The organism is Serratia sp. TMDUHS_CL, from assembly GCF_037137105.1.
GTDB lineage: Bacteria > Pseudomonadota > Gammaproteobacteria > Enterobacterales > Enterobacteriaceae > Serratia > Serratia nevei.
Genome location: NZ_JBBBDV010000002.1, coordinates 167970 through 183811, shown reverse-complemented (window position 1 = coordinate 183811; position 15842 = coordinate 167970). Strand labels below are relative to the sequence as shown.

The 15842-nt window shown below is 60.0% G+C and carries 16 protein-coding genes; 8 read left to right on the top strand and 8 right to left on the bottom strand.

Annotated features, from left to right (window positions below; genetic code table 11):
- Nucleotides 1-11: 11 nt before the first annotated feature.
- Complete coding sequence (locus tag WCL58_RS04610; RefSeq protein ID WP_197652081.1) at nt 12-431, bottom strand: GNAT family N-acetyltransferase; 420 nt, start codon at nt 429-431, stop codon at nt 12-14.
- Between the two features lie 130 nt (nt 432-561).
- On the opposite strand from WCL58_RS04610, the gene WCL58_RS04605 reads away from it, so the two are divergent.
- Nucleotides 562-1662, top strand: a complete 1101-nt coding sequence (locus WCL58_RS04605) for a PQQ-dependent sugar dehydrogenase (RefSeq protein WP_336850606.1) — start codon at nt 562-564, stop codon at nt 1660-1662.
- Between the two features lie 13 nt (nt 1663-1675).
- Here the strand turns inward: WCL58_RS04605 and WCL58_RS04600 are convergent, their stop codons facing one another.
- Nucleotides 1676-2296, bottom strand: coding sequence for a glutathione S-transferase family protein (locus tag WCL58_RS04600; RefSeq protein ID WP_049202237.1), 621 nt, complete (start codon nt 2294-2296; stop codon nt 1676-1678).
- Nucleotides 2297-2385: 89 nt separating this feature from the next.
- Entirely contained in the window at nt 2386-3042 is a 657-nt protein-coding gene (locus tag WCL58_RS04595; RefSeq protein ID WP_004938759.1) for an HAD family hydrolase, read from the bottom strand.
- A 107-nt stretch (nt 3043-3149) separates the two neighbouring features.
- Between WCL58_RS04595 and WCL58_RS04590 the strand changes: the two genes are divergently transcribed.
- Together WCL58_RS04590 and WCL58_RS04585 are read left to right on the top strand one after the other, a co-directional pair.
- Complete coding sequence (locus tag WCL58_RS04590; protein WP_072271032.1) at nt 3150-3386, top strand: hypothetical protein; 237 nt, start codon at nt 3150-3152, stop codon at nt 3384-3386.
- The gene (locus tag WCL58_RS04585) at nt 3331-4353 is read left to right on the top strand and encodes an isopenicillin N synthase family dioxygenase (RefSeq protein WP_070913983.1); all 1023 of its coding nucleotides are present in this window, start codon (nt 3331-3333) and stop codon (nt 4351-4353) included. The genes WCL58_RS04590 and WCL58_RS04585 overlap by 56 nt, the downstream gene beginning before the upstream one ends.
- A 59-nt stretch (nt 4354-4412) precedes the next feature.
- Here the strand turns inward: WCL58_RS04585 and WCL58_RS04580 are convergent, their stop codons facing one another.
- Nucleotides 4413-5558 carry a trans-sulfuration enzyme family protein gene (locus WCL58_RS04580; protein WP_025302206.1) on the bottom strand — a complete coding sequence of 382 codons (1146 nt, stop codon included), beginning with the start codon at nt 5556-5558 and terminating at the stop codon, nt 4413-4415.
- A gap of 12 nt (nt 5559-5570) precedes the next feature.
- Entirely contained in the window at nt 5571-6938 is a 1368-nt protein-coding gene (locus WCL58_RS04575; protein ID WP_060440321.1) for a pyridoxal-phosphate dependent enzyme, read from the bottom strand.
- A 466-nt stretch (nt 6939-7404) separates the two neighbouring features.
- Here WCL58_RS04575 and WCL58_RS04570 point away from each other — a divergent pair, with 466 nt between their 5' ends.
- Nucleotides 7405-8610: a serine hydrolase gene (locus WCL58_RS04570; RefSeq protein ID WP_038881127.1), complete on the top strand. Its 1206-nt coding sequence runs from the start codon at nt 7405-7407 to the stop codon at nt 8608-8610.
- Between the two features lie 100 nt (nt 8611-8710).
- On the opposite strand, the gene WCL58_RS04565 is transcribed toward WCL58_RS04570, so the two are convergent.
- The 3 genes from WCL58_RS04565 to WCL58_RS04555 all read right to left on the bottom strand — a co-directional run bounded on the left by WCL58_RS04565 (nt 8711) and on the right by WCL58_RS04555 (nt 10601).
- Complete coding sequence (locus tag WCL58_RS04565; RefSeq protein ID WP_225528983.1) at nt 8711-9202, bottom strand: fimbrial protein; 492 nt, start codon at nt 9200-9202, stop codon at nt 8711-8713.
- A 19-nt stretch (nt 9203-9221) separates the two neighbouring features.
- Nucleotides 9222-10139, bottom strand: a complete 918-nt coding sequence (locus WCL58_RS04560; protein ID WP_072265445.1) for a fimbrial protein — start codon at nt 10137-10139, stop codon at nt 9222-9224.
- A 141-nt stretch (nt 10140-10280) separates the two neighbouring features.
- Nucleotides 10281-10601, bottom strand: a complete 321-nt coding sequence (locus tag WCL58_RS04555) for a hypothetical protein (RefSeq protein WP_047728024.1) — start codon at nt 10599-10601, stop codon at nt 10281-10283.
- A gap of 665 nt (nt 10602-11266) precedes the next feature.
- On the opposite strand from WCL58_RS04555, the gene WCL58_RS04550 reads away from it, so the two are divergent.
- From WCL58_RS04550 to WCL58_RS04535, 4 genes are all read left to right on the top strand, one after another.
- On the top strand, nt 11267-11788 hold the full coding sequence (locus tag WCL58_RS04550) for a fimbrial protein (protein ID WP_025302212.1): 522 nt from the start codon (nt 11267-11269) through the stop codon (nt 11786-11788).
- A gap of 78 nt (nt 11789-11866) precedes the next feature.
- Nucleotides 11867-12403: a fimbrial protein gene (locus tag WCL58_RS04545; RefSeq protein ID WP_047728021.1), complete on the top strand. Its 537-nt coding sequence runs from the start codon at nt 11867-11869 to the stop codon at nt 12401-12403.
- Between the two features lie 46 nt (nt 12404-12449).
- Complete coding sequence (locus WCL58_RS04540) at nt 12450-14984, top strand: outer membrane usher protein (protein ID WP_336850605.1); 2535 nt, start codon at nt 12450-12452, stop codon at nt 14982-14984.
- Nucleotides 14985-15065: 81 nt separating this feature from the next.
- Nucleotides 15066-15830 (top strand): fimbria/pilus periplasmic chaperone, encoded by a 765-nt coding sequence (locus WCL58_RS04535; protein WP_048321394.1) that lies wholly within the window; start codon nt 15066-15068, stop codon nt 15828-15830.
- Nucleotides 15831-15842 lie beyond the last annotated feature (12 nt).

Here is a 15842-nt window from a genome sequence, read left to right as displayed (position 1 = left end):
CCGTCCATCCATTAATCAGTCAGGGTTTTGGTGAGAAAATAACACTCATGTTCCACCGGATAATCTTTTAGCGTCATTTGCAGCTGATAGCCGAGTTTTTCGTAGAACGGCCGCGCCTGGAAACTGAAGGTATCCAGGCGAGCGTAGCGGCAGCCGCGCGCCTGCGCCTCGCGTTCGGCGGCGCGCATCAACCGGCCGCCGAGGCCGCTGCCGCGTTGGGAGTCCGCCACCCACAGCCACTCGACGCTCAGCCAGTTGCCCCAGGTTTCGGCGGTCAGCCCGCCGATCACCGTGCCGGCCTCGTCGCGCGCATAGACGCTGAGCGACTTGCGGTGACGGGCGTCGATATGGGGCAGGTTGTAAGCGCGCAGGCCTTGCCTGATCGCATCGAGGGTGTGTTCGTCAATCGCGTCGGTAACGGTAATGTCCATGATTCCTCCTGGGTGATGCGTTAACTTAAGCACACTACGGCCAAAAGGCAACCTATTGAAATGTAATGCAAACGACCACATCCGCTGAGTGGGCTACACTAAACGGGTCATTTCACCCCAGGAGGACGCCATGCCCCGATTGACTTTGCTGGCCGGTTTGCTGCTGTGCAGCGGCCTGCTGCACGCTGCGCCGACGGTCAGCCAACTGCAGGACGGCCTGGAACACCCGTGGTCGCTGGCCTTCTTGCCGGCGGAACAAGGCCTGCTTATCACCGAACGGCCCGGCCGGCTGCGGCTGTGGCAGCAGGGCAAAGGCCTGTCGCCGCCGATCGCCGGCGTGCCGCAGGTTTACGCCGAGGGGCAGGGCGGCCTGCTGGAGGTGTTGCCGGCCCCCGACTTCGCCGCCAGCCGCCGGGTGTACCTCAGCTTCGCCGAACCGGGCGAGGGCGGCAAAGCCGGCACGGCGGTCGGCTACGGCCGTTTGAGCGACGACGGCGCGCGGCTGGAAAACTTCAAGGTGATCTTCCGCCAACTGCCCAAGCTGTCGGTCGGCAATCACTTCGGCGGCAAGCTGGCGTTCGACAGGCAGGGCTACCTGTTTATTGCGCTGGGCGAAAACAACCAGCGGCCGACGGCGCAGGAGACTGACAAGCTGCAGGGCAAGCTGGTGCGGCTGACCGCCGAAGGCGCAGTGCCGCCGGACAACCCCTGGGTCGGCCAGGCCGGCAAACGGCCGGAAGTTTGGTCCTACGGCCACCGCAATCCGCAAGGGCTGGCGCTGAACCCGTGGAGCGGCGCGATCTGGGAGCACGAGCACGGCCCGCGCGGCGGCGATGAGCTCAACATCCCGCAGCCGGGTAAAAACTACGGCTGGCCGCTGGCCACCTACGGCATCAATTATTCCGGCCAGCCGATCCCGGAGGCCAGGGGGGAACGGGTGCCCGGCACCGAACAGCCGCTGCACTATTGGCGGGTTTCGCCCGGCCTCAGCGGCATGGCGTTTTATGACGGGCAGCGCTTCCCCGCCTGGCGGCACTCGCTGTTCATCGGCGCGCTGGCGCAAAAGGAACTGATTCGCCTGACGCTGGAAGGCGACAAGGTGGTGGCGGAAGAGCGGTTGCTGGGCGATCGCGGCGAGCGCATTCGCGAGGTACGTAGCGGGCCGGATGGCTACCTGTATCTGCTGACGGACGAGCGGGACGGCAAGCTGCTGAAAGTCGGGGCGTCGTAACGCCCCGTAGCGATCAGGTAAGTTCGCTCATCACGCCGCGCTGGTAGGCCGGGCGAGCGCGCAGCTGCTGATACCAGCGCTCCATGTTCGGCCGCGAACGGCGGGCTATCGGCATCTCGAACCAGGCGTAGGCGAAGCTGCCGAGCGGAATATCGCCAAAGCCGAACGCGTCGCCGGAGAGGTAAGGCTGGCGTGCCAGCGTCTGTTCAATGACGTCGAAGTGTTTTTCCAGCGTGGCGATCGCCGCTTCGATTTTCGCCATGTCGCGCAATTCCGGCGCGGTGCGTATCAGGCCCCAAAAGACGATGGTGAAGGCCGGGACGATAGTCGAGGTAGTCCAGTCCATCCACTTCTCGGCGGCGGCGCGTGCCTGCAGATCTTGCGGATAGAACGTCGCGTCGCCGAATTTCGCCGCCAGGTAGCGCACGATGGTGTTGGACTCCCACAGCACGAAGTCATCGTCCTGCAGCAGCGGCACCAGGCCGTTCGGGTTCAGCGCGCGGTAACTCTCTTCGTTCACCTTGCCGAACGCGCCGCCGGCGTTGATGTGGGTATAGCTCAGCCCCAGTTCGGCGGCGCACCACAGCACCTTCCTGACGTTGTTCGAATTCTCACGACCCCAAATGGTCAGCATGGGATAACTCCGTTAGCGGATTAAAGACCCTTAATACCTACGCCACAACGCGCTTTTTGTCACACCGCAGGGCACTTTTTGCCTGCCGCTCAGCGCTCCCAGCGGCACACTTCCCAGCCGTGTTCCGCCGCCAGCGCGCTCAACTCGCTGTCGGGGTTGATCACCGTAGCGCTGTCGACGAATTGCAGCATCGCCTTATCGTTGAGGGAGTCGCTGTAGCCGTGGCTGTGTTCGAATTTCAGGTGCGGATGCTGCGCCAGCCAGTGTTGCAGGCGGATCACCTTACCCTGTTGGTAGGTCATGGTGCCGTAGGTGTTGCCGGTGAAGCGGCCGTCGCTGATTTCCACGCCGATCGCCAGCGCATCGTCGGCGCCGAGCTGTTCTGCGATCGGCGCCACCAGGTGCTCGCCGGTGGCGGAGATCACCAGGATGCAGTCGCCGCGCTCGCGGTGCCACTGCAGGCGCTCACGGGCGGCGGGATAGACGCGCGGCAGGATATCGCGGCGAATGTAGCGTTGCACCCAGCCGGCCACGGTTTGCACGCTCAGGCCGGTCAGCGGCGCCAGCGTAGCCTGCATATAGTCTTCCATCGACAGCTTGCCCTGATAATAGAGCTGCATCAGCTGCTGCTCCTGCAGTTCCAGCTCCGCCGGCGCGAAGCCCTGGCCGACCAGCCAGCGGATCCACAGGCTGGCGCTGTCATCGTCAATCAGGGTTTCATCCAGGTCGAATAAGGCTAAATCCATCAGTATTTCTCCGGCAGGCAGGGTATGAGGTCGTTTACAGGATAGCGGATAGCGCCCATCGCCAGCCAGCGGCGTCGGCGAAATTGCGCAGAGCATAAGAAACATTGATGACGGTTTTGCGACAGTTTGTTGAACGTTTGCATAACTTAGAACGCAACAATATTGGCCGCCCCGGCGAGCGCGGTGATAACTATGAGGCAAACGCAGCCACCCGCTGGAGAGAGACAATGTTGATTATTCGCCTGTACGGCAGCCCGATCGCGATCGGGGAAGAAGAGGAACCGCATGATGACGCACCTGACGACGCTGAAGACGCTGCCGCTGCTGGATCTTTCGCAGCTTGACGGCGATGCGCGCCGGCGGCGCGCCTTTCTTGACGATTTGCGCGCGGCGGCCCGCGACGTCGGTTTTTTCTATCTGCGCGGGCACGGTGTGGACAGTGCGCTGAATGCGCGGCTGCAGCAGGGCGCGCGACAATTCTTCGCGCTGCCGGAAGCCGACAAATTGGCGGTGCAGATGGTGCATTCGCCGCACTTTCGTGGTTACAACCGGGCGGCGGCGGAGCTGACGCGTGGCCAGCCGGACTGGCGTGAGCAGTTCGATATCGGCGCCGAACGCCCGGCGCTAACGCTGTCTGACGACACCCCGCGCTGGGCGCGTCTGCAGGGGCCAAACCAGTGGCCGGCGGCGCTGCCGACGCTGAAACCGCTGCTGCTGCAGTGGCAACAGGCGATGACCGCCATGTCGCTGCGGCTGCTGCGCGCTTTCGCTTTGGCGCTGTCGCTGCCGGAGCAGGCTTTCGATCGCTTGTACGGCGAGAAGCCCAACGAACACATCAAACTGATTCGCTACCCGGGGCGGGACGCTACCGCCAGCGCACAGGGCGTCGGCGCGCACAAGGACTCCGGCTTTCTCAGCTTCCTGCTGCAGGACGCGCAAAAAGGGCTGCAGGTGGAGGTGAGCGAAGGGCGGTGGATTGACGCCCAGCCGCGTGAGGACACCTTCGTGGTGAACATCGGCGAGCTGCTGGAGCTGGCGACCAACGGCTACCTGCGCGCCACGGTGCACCGGGTGGAAACGCCGCCGGCGGGGCGCGACAGGCTGTCGATCGCCTTCTTCCTCGGCGCGCGATTGGACGCGGTGGTGCCGTTGTATCAACTGCCGCCGTCGCTGGCGGCGCAGGCGCGCGGCCCGGCCAGCGATCCGCTCAATCCGCTGCTGCGCGACGTGGGGTATAACTACCTGAAAGGCCGCATCCGTTCCCACCCCGATGTGGCACAGCGCTTTTATCGGGACGTCATCGGCGTCTGAACATCAGGCACAAAAAAGCCCGGCGCGCCGGCCGGGCTGATGGCGATTGATTCGGGCGATTATTCCGCCAGCGCCTGCTGCAGATCGGCGATCAGATCTTCCACATCCTCAATCCCCACCGACAGGCGCACCAGCTGCGGCGTGATGCCGGTTGCCAGGCGCTGTTCCAGCGGAATGGAGGCGTGCGTCATGCTGAACGGCTGGCTGATCAGGCTTTCCACGCCGCCCAGGCTTTCCGCCAGGGTGAACAGGCGCGAGCGCTGAATGACCCGGCGCGCATAGGCGTCGTCGCCTTTCAACCGCACCGAGATCATGCCGCCGAAGCGCGTCATCTGGCGCGCCGCCAGCTCATGCTGCGGGTGGCTCGGCAGGCCGGGATAGTAGACGTTTTCCACCTGCGGCTGGCTCTCCAGCCACTGGGCGATGCGCAGCGCGCTGTCGCTGTGGCGCTGCATGCGCAGGGCCAGGGTGCGGATGCCGCGCAGCGTCAGGAAGCTGCTGAACGGATCGAGAATGCCGCCGACCGCGTTTTGCAGGAAACCGAGCTGCTCCGCCAGCGCCGGGTTATCCCCCACCGCCGCGACGCCGGCCACCACGTCGGAGTGGCCGTTGAGGTATTTGGTGGCGGAGTGCACCACCACGTCAAAGCCCAGATCCAGCGGACGCTGCAGATACGGCGAAGCGAAGGTATTGTCCGCCACGCTGATTAGCTGATGCTTTTTGGCGATCGCGGCGATGGCGCTCAGATCCGCCAGTTTCAGCAAGGGGTTGGTCGGGGTTTCCACCCAGATCATTTTGGTATCCGGCTCGATCGCCTGTTCCAGCCCGGCGAGATCCGCCGGTGACACGTAGGTGACGCGCAGGCCGGCGGTGCGGCTGCGCACCTTTTCCAGCAGGCGATAGGTGCCGCCGTACAGGTCGTCTACCGCGATCAGGTGGCTGTCTTTATCGAGCAGCTCCAGCACCGTGGAACAGGCCGCCAGGCCGGAGGCGAAGGCGTAGCCGCGGCTGCCGCCTTCCAGTTCGGCGATGGCGCTTTCCAGCGCGGTGCGCGTCGGGTTGGCGCTGCGGGAGTATTCGTAGCCGGTATGCTCGCCCGGCGCCGGTTGGGCGTAGGTGGAGGTGGCGTAAATTGCCGGCATCACGGCGCCGGTGGCGTCCGGGGTGTAACCGGCGTGAACGGTCAACGTATCAAACTTGGCCATAATGGGTCCTTATTAACGTAATTTTTGGCGCCAGGCGTTTAGCACGTCTGTGCGGGTAATCAGGCCGAGGAAGCGCTCGCCGTCGAGCACCACCGCGACGTGGCCATGGTTGAAAGTGGCCTGCAATTCTTCGTAGCCGGCTTCTTTTTGCAGCGTATGGACCCGCTTGGTCATTGCGCTACTGGCCGGCAGGCTGAAGTGGGCGGCGTCGGCCTGGACGGCGTTCAGCAGATCCCACTCATCGATCAGGCCGACCACCCGATCGCCTTCCAGCACCGGCAGCTGCGAGATGTCGTACAGCCGCATGCGGGCGTGCACGATCGCCAGCGTGTCGTCCGGCGCGGCAGAAACGGCGGCGCCTTCGTCGTGGCGGTAGGCGATCAGATCGCGCAGATCGCCGTGCTGCGGTTTGCTCAGCAGGCCCTGTTCCAGCATCCAGTGGTCGTTATACATTTTAGACAGGTATTTGTTGCCGCTGTCGCAGACAAAGGTCACTACCCGCTTGGGTTCGGTCTGTGCGCGGCAGTAACGCAGTGCGGCGGCCAGCAGGGTGCCGGTGGACGAGCCCGCCAGCACGCCTTCCTTGCGCAGCAGATCGCGCGCGGTGGTGAAGGCTTCTGCGTCGCCGATGCGGTAAGCGTGGCGGACCTGGTCAAAGTCGCTGAGCGGCGGGACGAAGTCTTCGCCGATGCCTTCCACCAGCCAGCTGCCCGCTTCCCCGATGTGGCCGTTGTCGAGATAGTCCGCCAGGATAGAGCCGGCAGGGTCGGCCAGCACGAATTCCGTCTGCGGCGAAACGTCGGCGAAATAGCGGCTCAGCCCGCCCAGCGTGCCGCCGGAGCCGACGCCAACCACGATAGCGTCTACGTCATGCTCCATCTGCTGCCACAGTTCGGGCGCGGTGGTGGTGGTATGGGCCGCCGGGTTGGCCGGGTTGTTGAACTGATCGATATAAAAGGCGCCGGGGATCTCCCCGGCCAGGCGTTTGGCGTAATCCTGATAGTAAGCCGGATGCCCCTTGCCGACGTCCGAGCGGGTCAGCAGCACTTCCACGCCCAGTGCGCGCAGGTGGAAGATCTTCTCGCGGCTCATCTTGTCCGGTACCACCAGCAGCAGCTTATAGCCTTTCAGCGCCGCCACCAGTGCCAGTCCCAGGCCGGTATTGCCGGCGGTGGCTTCGATGATGGTGCCGCCCGGCTGCAGCTTGCCGTCGCGCTCGGCCTGCTCGATCATTGACAGCGCCACGCGGTCTTTGATCGAACCACCGGGGTTTTGATTCTCCAGCTTGACGAACAGCCGGCACGGGCCGGTATCGAACTGGGTCAGTTCCAGCATCGGGGTATTGCCAATCATCTCGATGACGGAATGGGGGATCGCCATGACTCATCTCCAGGATTATTCGGTATAAAAGTCGTTATATGGATGATAACGCTGAGGATAAGCGCTTTAAAAAGAACAAATAACGGTTATATATGCCATTATGGAATATATTAATCTTTTTTAGACGTATAGATGCGCAGATGTTTAGCGGTGCAGATGCTTGGCCGTGTAGCCGTGGGTGGATGCAAAAATACGCGTCGCGATGCTTTTTTGAACGATAAGCGGGGGCCTGCGTACAGTTATGTAAAAATGCTGAAAATTCACGCTAAACCCTGCAAAAATAAGATAAATCACATAAACTCACAGCAAGGGCATTTTCGGTGCGTTGCGTTACCCGCTATGGGCGCCGCAGGGGGTTGCGGCCGGCACGCGCGCACCGGGCCACTCTCGCTGGTTGGCTTAAAACGTGAACATGTTTGAAAGTTAACGCTATTTCAATGGTTTGAATGGACACTCTGGCGACGTCATGATGAAAAAAAACTTATCCACTTCCCTGAAAAAACTGACCTTCAGCGTAGGCATCCTGTTGCTGGCCGCCCCGGCCGTGCACGCGGCCGAGCCGCCGGCGCCGCCGCAGGTAGACGCCAAGGCCTACATTCTGATGGATTACAACAGCGGCAAGGTGCTGACCGAAGGCAATGCCGACACCCGTCTCGATCCCGCCAGCCTGACCAAGATCATGTCCAGCTACGTGATCGGCCAGGCGATCAAGGCCGGCAAGATCAAGCCGGAAGACCTGGTCACCGTCGGCAAAGACGCCTGGGCGCCCGGTAACCCGGCGCTGCGCGGTTCTTCGCTGATGTTCATCAAGCCGGGCGATCAGGTGCCGGTACTGGAGCTGAATAAGGGCATCGTGATCCAGTCGGGCAACGACGCCAGCATCGCGCTGGCGGACTACGTGGCGGGCAGCCAGGATTCGTTCGTCGGCCTGATGAACAACTACGCCAAATCCCTGGGCCTGCAGAATACCCACTTCCTGACGGTGCACGGTCTGGATGCGGAAGGGCAGTACAGCACGGCGCGCGACATGGCGCTGCTGAGCCAGGCGCTGATCCGCGACGTGCCGGACGAATACGCGCTGCATAAAGAAAAAGAGTTCACCTTTAACAAGATCCGCCAGATTAACCGTAACCGCCTGCTGTGGAGCAGCAACCTGAACGTCGACGGCATCAAGACCGGTTACACCAGCGGCGCCGGCCATAACCTGGTGGCGTCGGCCACCGACGGCCCGATGCGTCTGATCTCGGTGGTGCTGGGCGCGCCGAGCGATCGCGTACGCTTCAGTGAAAGCGAAAAGCTGCTGACCTGGGGCTTCCGCTTCTATGAAACCGCGACGCCGATCAAGGCCGATAAGCCGTTCGTCACCCAGAAAGTGTGGTTCGGCGACGTCAGCGAAGTGCCGCTCGGCGTGGCGAAAGACGCCTCGGTCACCATTCCGAAAGGGCAGATGAAAAACCTGAAGGCCAGCTACAAGCTGACCCAGCCGACGCTGGAAGCGCCGCTGGCGAAAAACCAGGTGGTCGGCACCATCGATTTCCAGCTGGACGGCAAAACCATCGAGCAACACCCGCTGGTGGTGATGCAAGAGGTGAAAGAGGGCAACTTCTTCAGCCGCATCTGGGATATGGTGATGATGAAGCTGAGCCAGTGGTTCGGCGGGATCTTCGGCTAAATACCCTGATGTGAGGCGCGCGCCCCGGGTGCAAGATTCTCGACCAAGCCGCAACGGAGACGTTGCGGCTTTTTTTTCGCGAGTTCCTGGGGCGCGGTGATTAAAAGTAGTCCACCAGCATGGTGGCGCCGCTGGTGAAATCGCCTTCCGCCAGGGTGACGGCGCTGTTTTTCACCGGCACTGCATCAAGCGTCGGCGGATTGGCGTAATCGATGTTCAGCGGCGTATTGATGGCGAAGGCCTTACCGTTGGCCAACAGCTTGATGCCCAATCCATTGACGCTGCTGGTTAACACGCTGCCGTCGAAGGCCGCCGCGCCGCCCATGATCTTCATTTTCAGCTGGCGGCTGTTATCCAGAAACTCGCATTTGATGCTGTAATCGATGCGTTGCATATAGCGATTGCCGTCGATGCGCTTGATGCCGACCTTGCCGAAGTCGATATCGATGGTGCGCCCGTCATTGATCACGCAAGGCGGAGGCGCCACCACGGTGGCGGTGATGTTGACCTTGGTGCCCTGGTCGGCGGCCTGGGTGGTGGCGCTGATCAGGCTCAGCGACCACAGCAGAGCGCAGCGTGTTTTTTTCGTCATGTTCATTCTGGCTCCCGTTTCAAGGTGCGCTGAAGATCAGCGTGGCCGAGCCTGACAGCGGGCCGGTGGCGATGCTGGTGTAAGGCACATTGTTCTTCACCGGCACAAAGGTTACGGTGTCGTTGCCCAGCCCGTTGACGATGCGCGTTCTGAAGGCATTGTTGGGCTTTACCACCGCGCCGTTGTACACCATGGCCACGCCGACGTTAGGGTTGCTGGTTTTGATAAAATCGCTGGAGAAGCCACTGGCGTCGCTGACCATGCGGATCAGAATATCCTGCGTCGCGCTCTGGTCGTCGCATTGGTAGCTGAGCGCCTTGTCCTGTTTGATTTGGGCGTCGCTGGCGCTTTGAGTCAGAAAGTCCTGGCGGATCTGGCCAAAGTCGACATTGATTTGCTGGCCGTTGTTGATGGTGCAACTGGTGGTGACGAAGTAGGCGTCGTTGTCGGCGATCAGGCGCCAGCGATAAACGCCGCACTGCGGGCAACCCGGCTGATCGTTGGTCTGAATAAAGTTTATTTGGCCGATGACGTCGCCCTTGTTCACCTTGATGTCCGGCGTTGGGAAACGGTTCAACACGATATAGACCCGGATGGCGACCGACTGGGTCTGTAACCCGGTAAGGCTGAGTACGCTGATACCTGATGGCACCGGAGAGTTGTAATCGCTACCGTTGATGGTGGTACCGCTGCCGATGGTGCCAAAAATCGCACTGTTCATCGACAGCGCCGGGCTGTCGGTTTTGAGATAGTCATACCAGCTCGCGACGTCGTTTTTACAGGTGACCTGGCTGACGTTGACGATTTCGTTTTTGCCATAAGAAAGCTGTGGCCCGATGCGTACCCGGACGTCAACCGGCGTGGTCGAGCCCCCGGGTGGAATCAGTCCGCCATCGGACGTGCGGCAGGTAAATGCGTTGGCATTGCCAAGCAGCATGAAGAAAGATAATGCCAGGCAGCAACGTAAAAATAGCAGGGCTGTTTTTCTCACGATAATATCCCAATATATATAAATAGTGTGCGGCATTACTCCGCAATGAAATATCGCCAATCAGGCCGGTTGGCCATATTTATTCCGTTAAAGGGGAGTGAGGGCATCTCTGTTGGGGATGCCGTCGTTATCACCGTTCAGCAACGCGGTGGGATACCACCTCAACGAGTTGTTGATAGAGCCGTCCGTCACAATCACTTTTTGCCGGGCGACAAGATCCAACAACAGCCGCCGAGCCCGGTAAACACCGACGTTGACGGCATTGGCCAGTTGCCGCGTCGATAGCCATTGCTGCGGCGGCGGCAGACCGGCGACGGGGCACTTGCGGGGTGACTGCGCAAATAATGTTTGCAGCAGATCGTGCTGCAATTGCCGTATTTCCTTTTGTTTCGGAGATAACGCTTCCATAGCACTTCCTCTGTATTCCGATTGCCGTATTCCTAAGAAAAAACAAACTTTCGCTGCCTACCAACAACGAGGTAAAACGCGAACAAAGAAAAATCCTATCTATTTATCAGGATTGAAAAAAAAGGCGTTGCCCGCCCCGTTTTTACCTATACCAAGGCAGGGGTGGCGTCACGCTGAAACCTAAAATTTTGGTTTATTATATTCACAAAGTGCCACTTTGCGATCTGATTACTTGGGAATCACAGAAAAACAGGATATTGCTCTATAAAAGCATCTTTTACGATCTATGAGCCTAAAAATAACAGTAAATTAACTTCAATTAGGAAATAAATTGCGAATGTTCGCCTTGATCAAAAAAAGCCTTTTTTTGCTTGGAGGCATTTGCCAGAATATTCATCGCCGAACAAGAAGGGCGGATTAGAAAGTATTGGTCTCTGCTTGTTGTGATTTTGTTTATTTTTATATGACGAATTCATTAATGGGTGGGCCGCTGCGAACTTGCCGTAATCGACATGTTTATTGTCGGCGCCTTTGGGTTTTGGCAGTTAACCAACCAGCAAGATGCTAAAGAATCAGGGCTGCGCATATATAAGCGCGAGCGGGTTTCCTGTTGCTCTTTTTCTTGATTGGAATATGCATTTTTTCTTATAAGGAATATAGGTTCTATGAAACTTAACAAAATCATGATGGCTGCAGTGATTGCATTTGGCGCAAGTTCTTTTGCACAGGCAGCCGATCAGGGACACGGTAAGGTCACCTTCACGGGCTCTATTATTGATGCGCCATGCTCTATTGCACCCGAGTCGATCGATCAGACCGTAGATCTGGGCCAGGTTTCCAACGTGGCGTTGAAAAACGGCGGCAAATCCAACCCGCGTCCGTTTGAAATCAAACTGGAGCAGTGTGATATCACCACGCTGAAAACCGTTAAAACCACCTTCAGCGGCGTAGCGTCGTCCACCGACAAGGATCTGTTGGGTATCGCGGGTACCGCCAGCGGCGCCGGCGTAGCCATCTCTTACAATGGTCAGCCGATCAAACTGGGTGAAGCGACTACCGCGCAGACCCTGAACACCGGCAACAACACTCTGCATTTCGCCGCCTACCTGCAGGGTGAAGGCGCTTCCGCCGCCATCGTTCCGGGCGATTTCACTGCCGTAGCCGATTTCACCCTGGCTTATCAGTAAGTGAGTCCGAAGGCTTAATCAACCAGGCATGGGGTTCGCCGCATGCCTGGTGAATCTCCCTGTCAAAGGAATGTCGCGATGTTTTTACCAAGGAATCGAGCGGGTGCCGTTCTTTTGGCGTCGTTGGCGTTTGCGCCCGGCTATGCAACTTCCGCCGCGCAGGGGTGGGGCAAAGTCAACATGCACGGCGCCATTATCGACACCGCCTGCGCCATTGCCGCCGGCAGCCGCGATCAGACGATCGATATGGACACTATTCCTCTCGGACAGATCATTCGTGACGGCCAGGGGATGACCAAACCTTTCAGTATCGAATTGGTCAATTGCATTTTGGAACGGCCGGAAAACAAGCCCGACTGGAAATTCTTTCAGGTCACGTTTGATGGTTATGCGGAAGGTGCTCTGTTTGGCGTACAGGGCGATGCGCGCGGCGTTGCCTTGGAGATAAAAGACAGCAGCGGCACGGCGGTTATTCCAGGGAAACCTTTGCCGATGGAGGGAATAATACCGGGAAACCGAGTGCTGAATTATTCCATGACGTTGATGCCGAATCACCAGCCGTTGAAGGTGGGAGCGTATTTTTCCACAGTGCGTTTTAAGCTGGATTATTTTTGATTTTTTCTCGTACTGACGGTTAATTCGTTATTGAAAGGACTTTATTATGCTTTCACCGGCAGGGAAGTTATTTCGTCTTCAGGCCTTGGGGCTTTGCGTTGCCCTTTCTCTGGGAAATCCAATCGCGTTGGTCTATGCCGCCGACGTGATTCAATTCAATACCGACGTATTGGACATCAACGATCGTAAAAATATCGATCTGAGCCAATTTACGCGCAGCGGCTACATCATGCCGGGCGTTTATACCATGGTGGTGCACGTCAATAAGAACGATCTGCCGGAACAGCCGGTAACGTTTATGGCGACCGAGAACGATCCTAAAGGCAGCGAAGCCTGTCTTTCGCCGGAATTGGTCAACCAACTGGGGCTGAAAGAAAAACTGTTAAGCACGCTGAACTGGACGCACGGCGGCCGTTGCCTTGACGCCTCCAGTCTGGCGGGGATGGAAGCCCGCGGCGATCTTGCCAGCTCCTCACTGTATCTGAACATTCCTCAGGCCTATCTGGAATACAGCTCGGAAAACTGGGACCCGCCTTCGCGCTGGGATGACGGTATTCCCGGGCTGCTGTTTGACTATAACGTCAACGCCCAAACGCAAAAGCATCAGAAAGGCGGCAGCAGTTACAGCCTGAGCGGCAACGGTACCGGTGGCGCCAACCTGGGCGCCTGGCGTCTGCGCGCCGACTGGCAGGCCAACCTCAACCATCAGACCGGTTCTTCTCAGCCTACCGATAAACAGTTCGACTGGAGCCGCTATTACGCCTACCGGGCGATCCCGGCGCTGCGTTCGCGGCTGACGATGGGTGAGGATTACCTGAACTCCGACATTTTCGACAGCCTGCGCTTTACCGGCGTCAGTCTGCGATCCGACGACAGCATGTTGCCGCCCAACCTGCGCGGCTATGCGCCGGAAGTGACCGGCGTGGCGAAAACCAACGCCAAGGTGGTGGTCAGCCAGCAGGGGCGCGTGCTGTATGAAACGCAGGTAGCGGCGGGGCCGTTCCGCATTCAGGACATCAACGATGCGGTTTCCGGCGAGCTGGACGTGCGTGTCGAAGAGCAAGACGGCAGCGTGCAGGAGTTCAAGATGAACACCGCCAACATTCCTTATCTGACGCGGCCGGGTACGGTGCGTTACAAGCTGGCGACGGGCAAACCGTCAGAGTGGGGGCACCATCTGCGCGGGCCGATGTTCGGCACCGGCGAGTTCTCCTGGGGGATCAGCAACGGCTGGTCGCTGTACGGCGGGGGCATCGCCGGCGGCGATTACAACGCGCTGTCGCTGGGGATCGGGCGCGATCTGATGGCGCTGGGGGCGCTGTCGTTCGATGCCACGCAGTCGCGTGCGCGTTTGCCGCAGGATGGCACGCTGACCGGCGGTTCGTACCGGCTGAGCTATTCGAAGAACTTCGATGAATACGACAGCCAGGTCACCTTTGCCGGTTACCGCTTCTCCCAGGAAGATTTCATGAGCATGGGGGACTACCTGGATGCGCGTTACGAAGGGGGGCGCAGCGGCAAGAGCAAGGAGATGTACACCATCACCTTCAACAAGCAGTTCCGCGAACTGGGGCTGAGCACCTATCTCAACTACAGCCACCAAACCTACTGGGATCGGGCGCCGAACGATCGTTACAACCTGATGGTATCACGCTACTTCGACATCGGCGATTTCAAGAACGTCAGCGTGTCGCTGTCGGCCTATCGCAACCGTTATAACGAGCGCAACGACGACGGGATGTATCTGTCGCTGTCGCTGCCCTGGGGCAGTGCAGGCACGCTCAGTTACAACATGACGCTCGATCGCGAAGAGAACGCTCACCGGGTCGGGTACTACAACCGGGTCGATGAACACAACAACTATCAGATCAGCGCCGGCGCCGCACGCAGCGGAGCGACGGCCAGCGGTTATTACAGCCATCAGGGCGACATGGCGCAGATCAACGCCAACGCCAGCTACCAGGCCGGCCGCTACAGCGCCGTCGGCATCGGTGCGCAGGGCGGCCTGACGATGGCGGCGGAAGGGGCGGTGCTGCACCGCGTCAATACGCCGGGCGGGACGCGCTTGCTGCTCGATACCGAAGGCGTCGCCGGTGTGCCGGTACGTGGCTACGGCAGTACGGTGCTGACCAACCGTTACGGCAAGGCGGTGGTGGCGGATGTAAATAGCTACTACCGCAACAAGGCCAGCATCGATCTCAACAGCCTGAGCGACAACGTCGAGGCGACGCGTTCCGTGGTGCAGGCCACGTTGACCGAGGGGGCCATCGGCTACCGCAAGTTTGAAGTGATTGCCGGTGAGAAGGCGATGGCGATCGTCAAGCTGGCGGACGGCAGCGAGCCGCCGTTTGGCGCCACGGTGCTGAATGCCCGCAAACAGGAGACCGGCATCATCAATGACGGCGGCAGCGTTTACCTGTCCGGCCTTAACCCCGGCGAGCGCATGAGCGTGCACTGGAACGGCGCGGCGCAGTGTGAAATCCAGCTGCCGTCGCCGCTGCCGGCCGAAATGTTGATGAACACGTTGCTGCTGCCTTGCCGTCCTCTTGCCGGCAGCAAGCCGGCGGCTGACGCCAACTGACATACACCCGGCGGAGCCCGCTCCGCCGCTAAACCGCCGGAGCGGGCTCGTCCGCTTCCGGCCGACTGGAACCGTGAAGACATGATGAATCTGACTATGACCAGAAAGACCGTTTTCCTTGTGGGCCCGCTCGCCGCCGCGTTGACGATCGGCGCGGTCAGCCTGCCCGCTCATGCGGCTATCGCGCTGGATCGCACGCGCGTGATTTTCGACGGCGACCTGAAAACGGTCAGTCTCAACATCAGTAACCAGAACAAACAGTTGCCGTATCTGGCGCAGGGATGGATCGAAGACGATCGCGGCAACAAAATCCAAAGCCCTTTCACCGTGCTGCCGCCGGTGCAACGGGTGGAGCCGGGTAAACCGAGCCAGGTGAAGATCCAGTCGCTGCCGGCCGCGCGTCAGCTGCCGCAGGACAGGGAGACGCTGTATTACTTCAACCTGCGCGAGATCCCGCCGCGCAGCAATAAGCCGAACACGCTGCAGATAGCGCTGCAGACGCGCATCAAAATGTTTTATCGCCCGGCGGCGCTCGCCCCGAAAAAGAACGCCGCACCGTGGCAGGAGCAGCTGACGCTGACCCGGCAGGGCGACAAGTACGTGGTGAACAACCCGACCCCTTATTACGTGACGATCGTTGAGGCGAGCGCCGGCAAGGGCGGAAAAGGAGCGGCGGGCTTTGAACCGCTGATGGTGGCGCCGAAGGCCAGTGCCCCGCTGAACGTCTCCGCCGCGAGCCTCGGCAACGGCCCGTCGCTGGCATACATCAACGATTACGGTGGGCGGCCGCAGTTGAACTTCCGCTGCGCCGGCAATGCCTGCCAGGTCGTGCCGGTCGCCAAATGACGATCCGCGCGC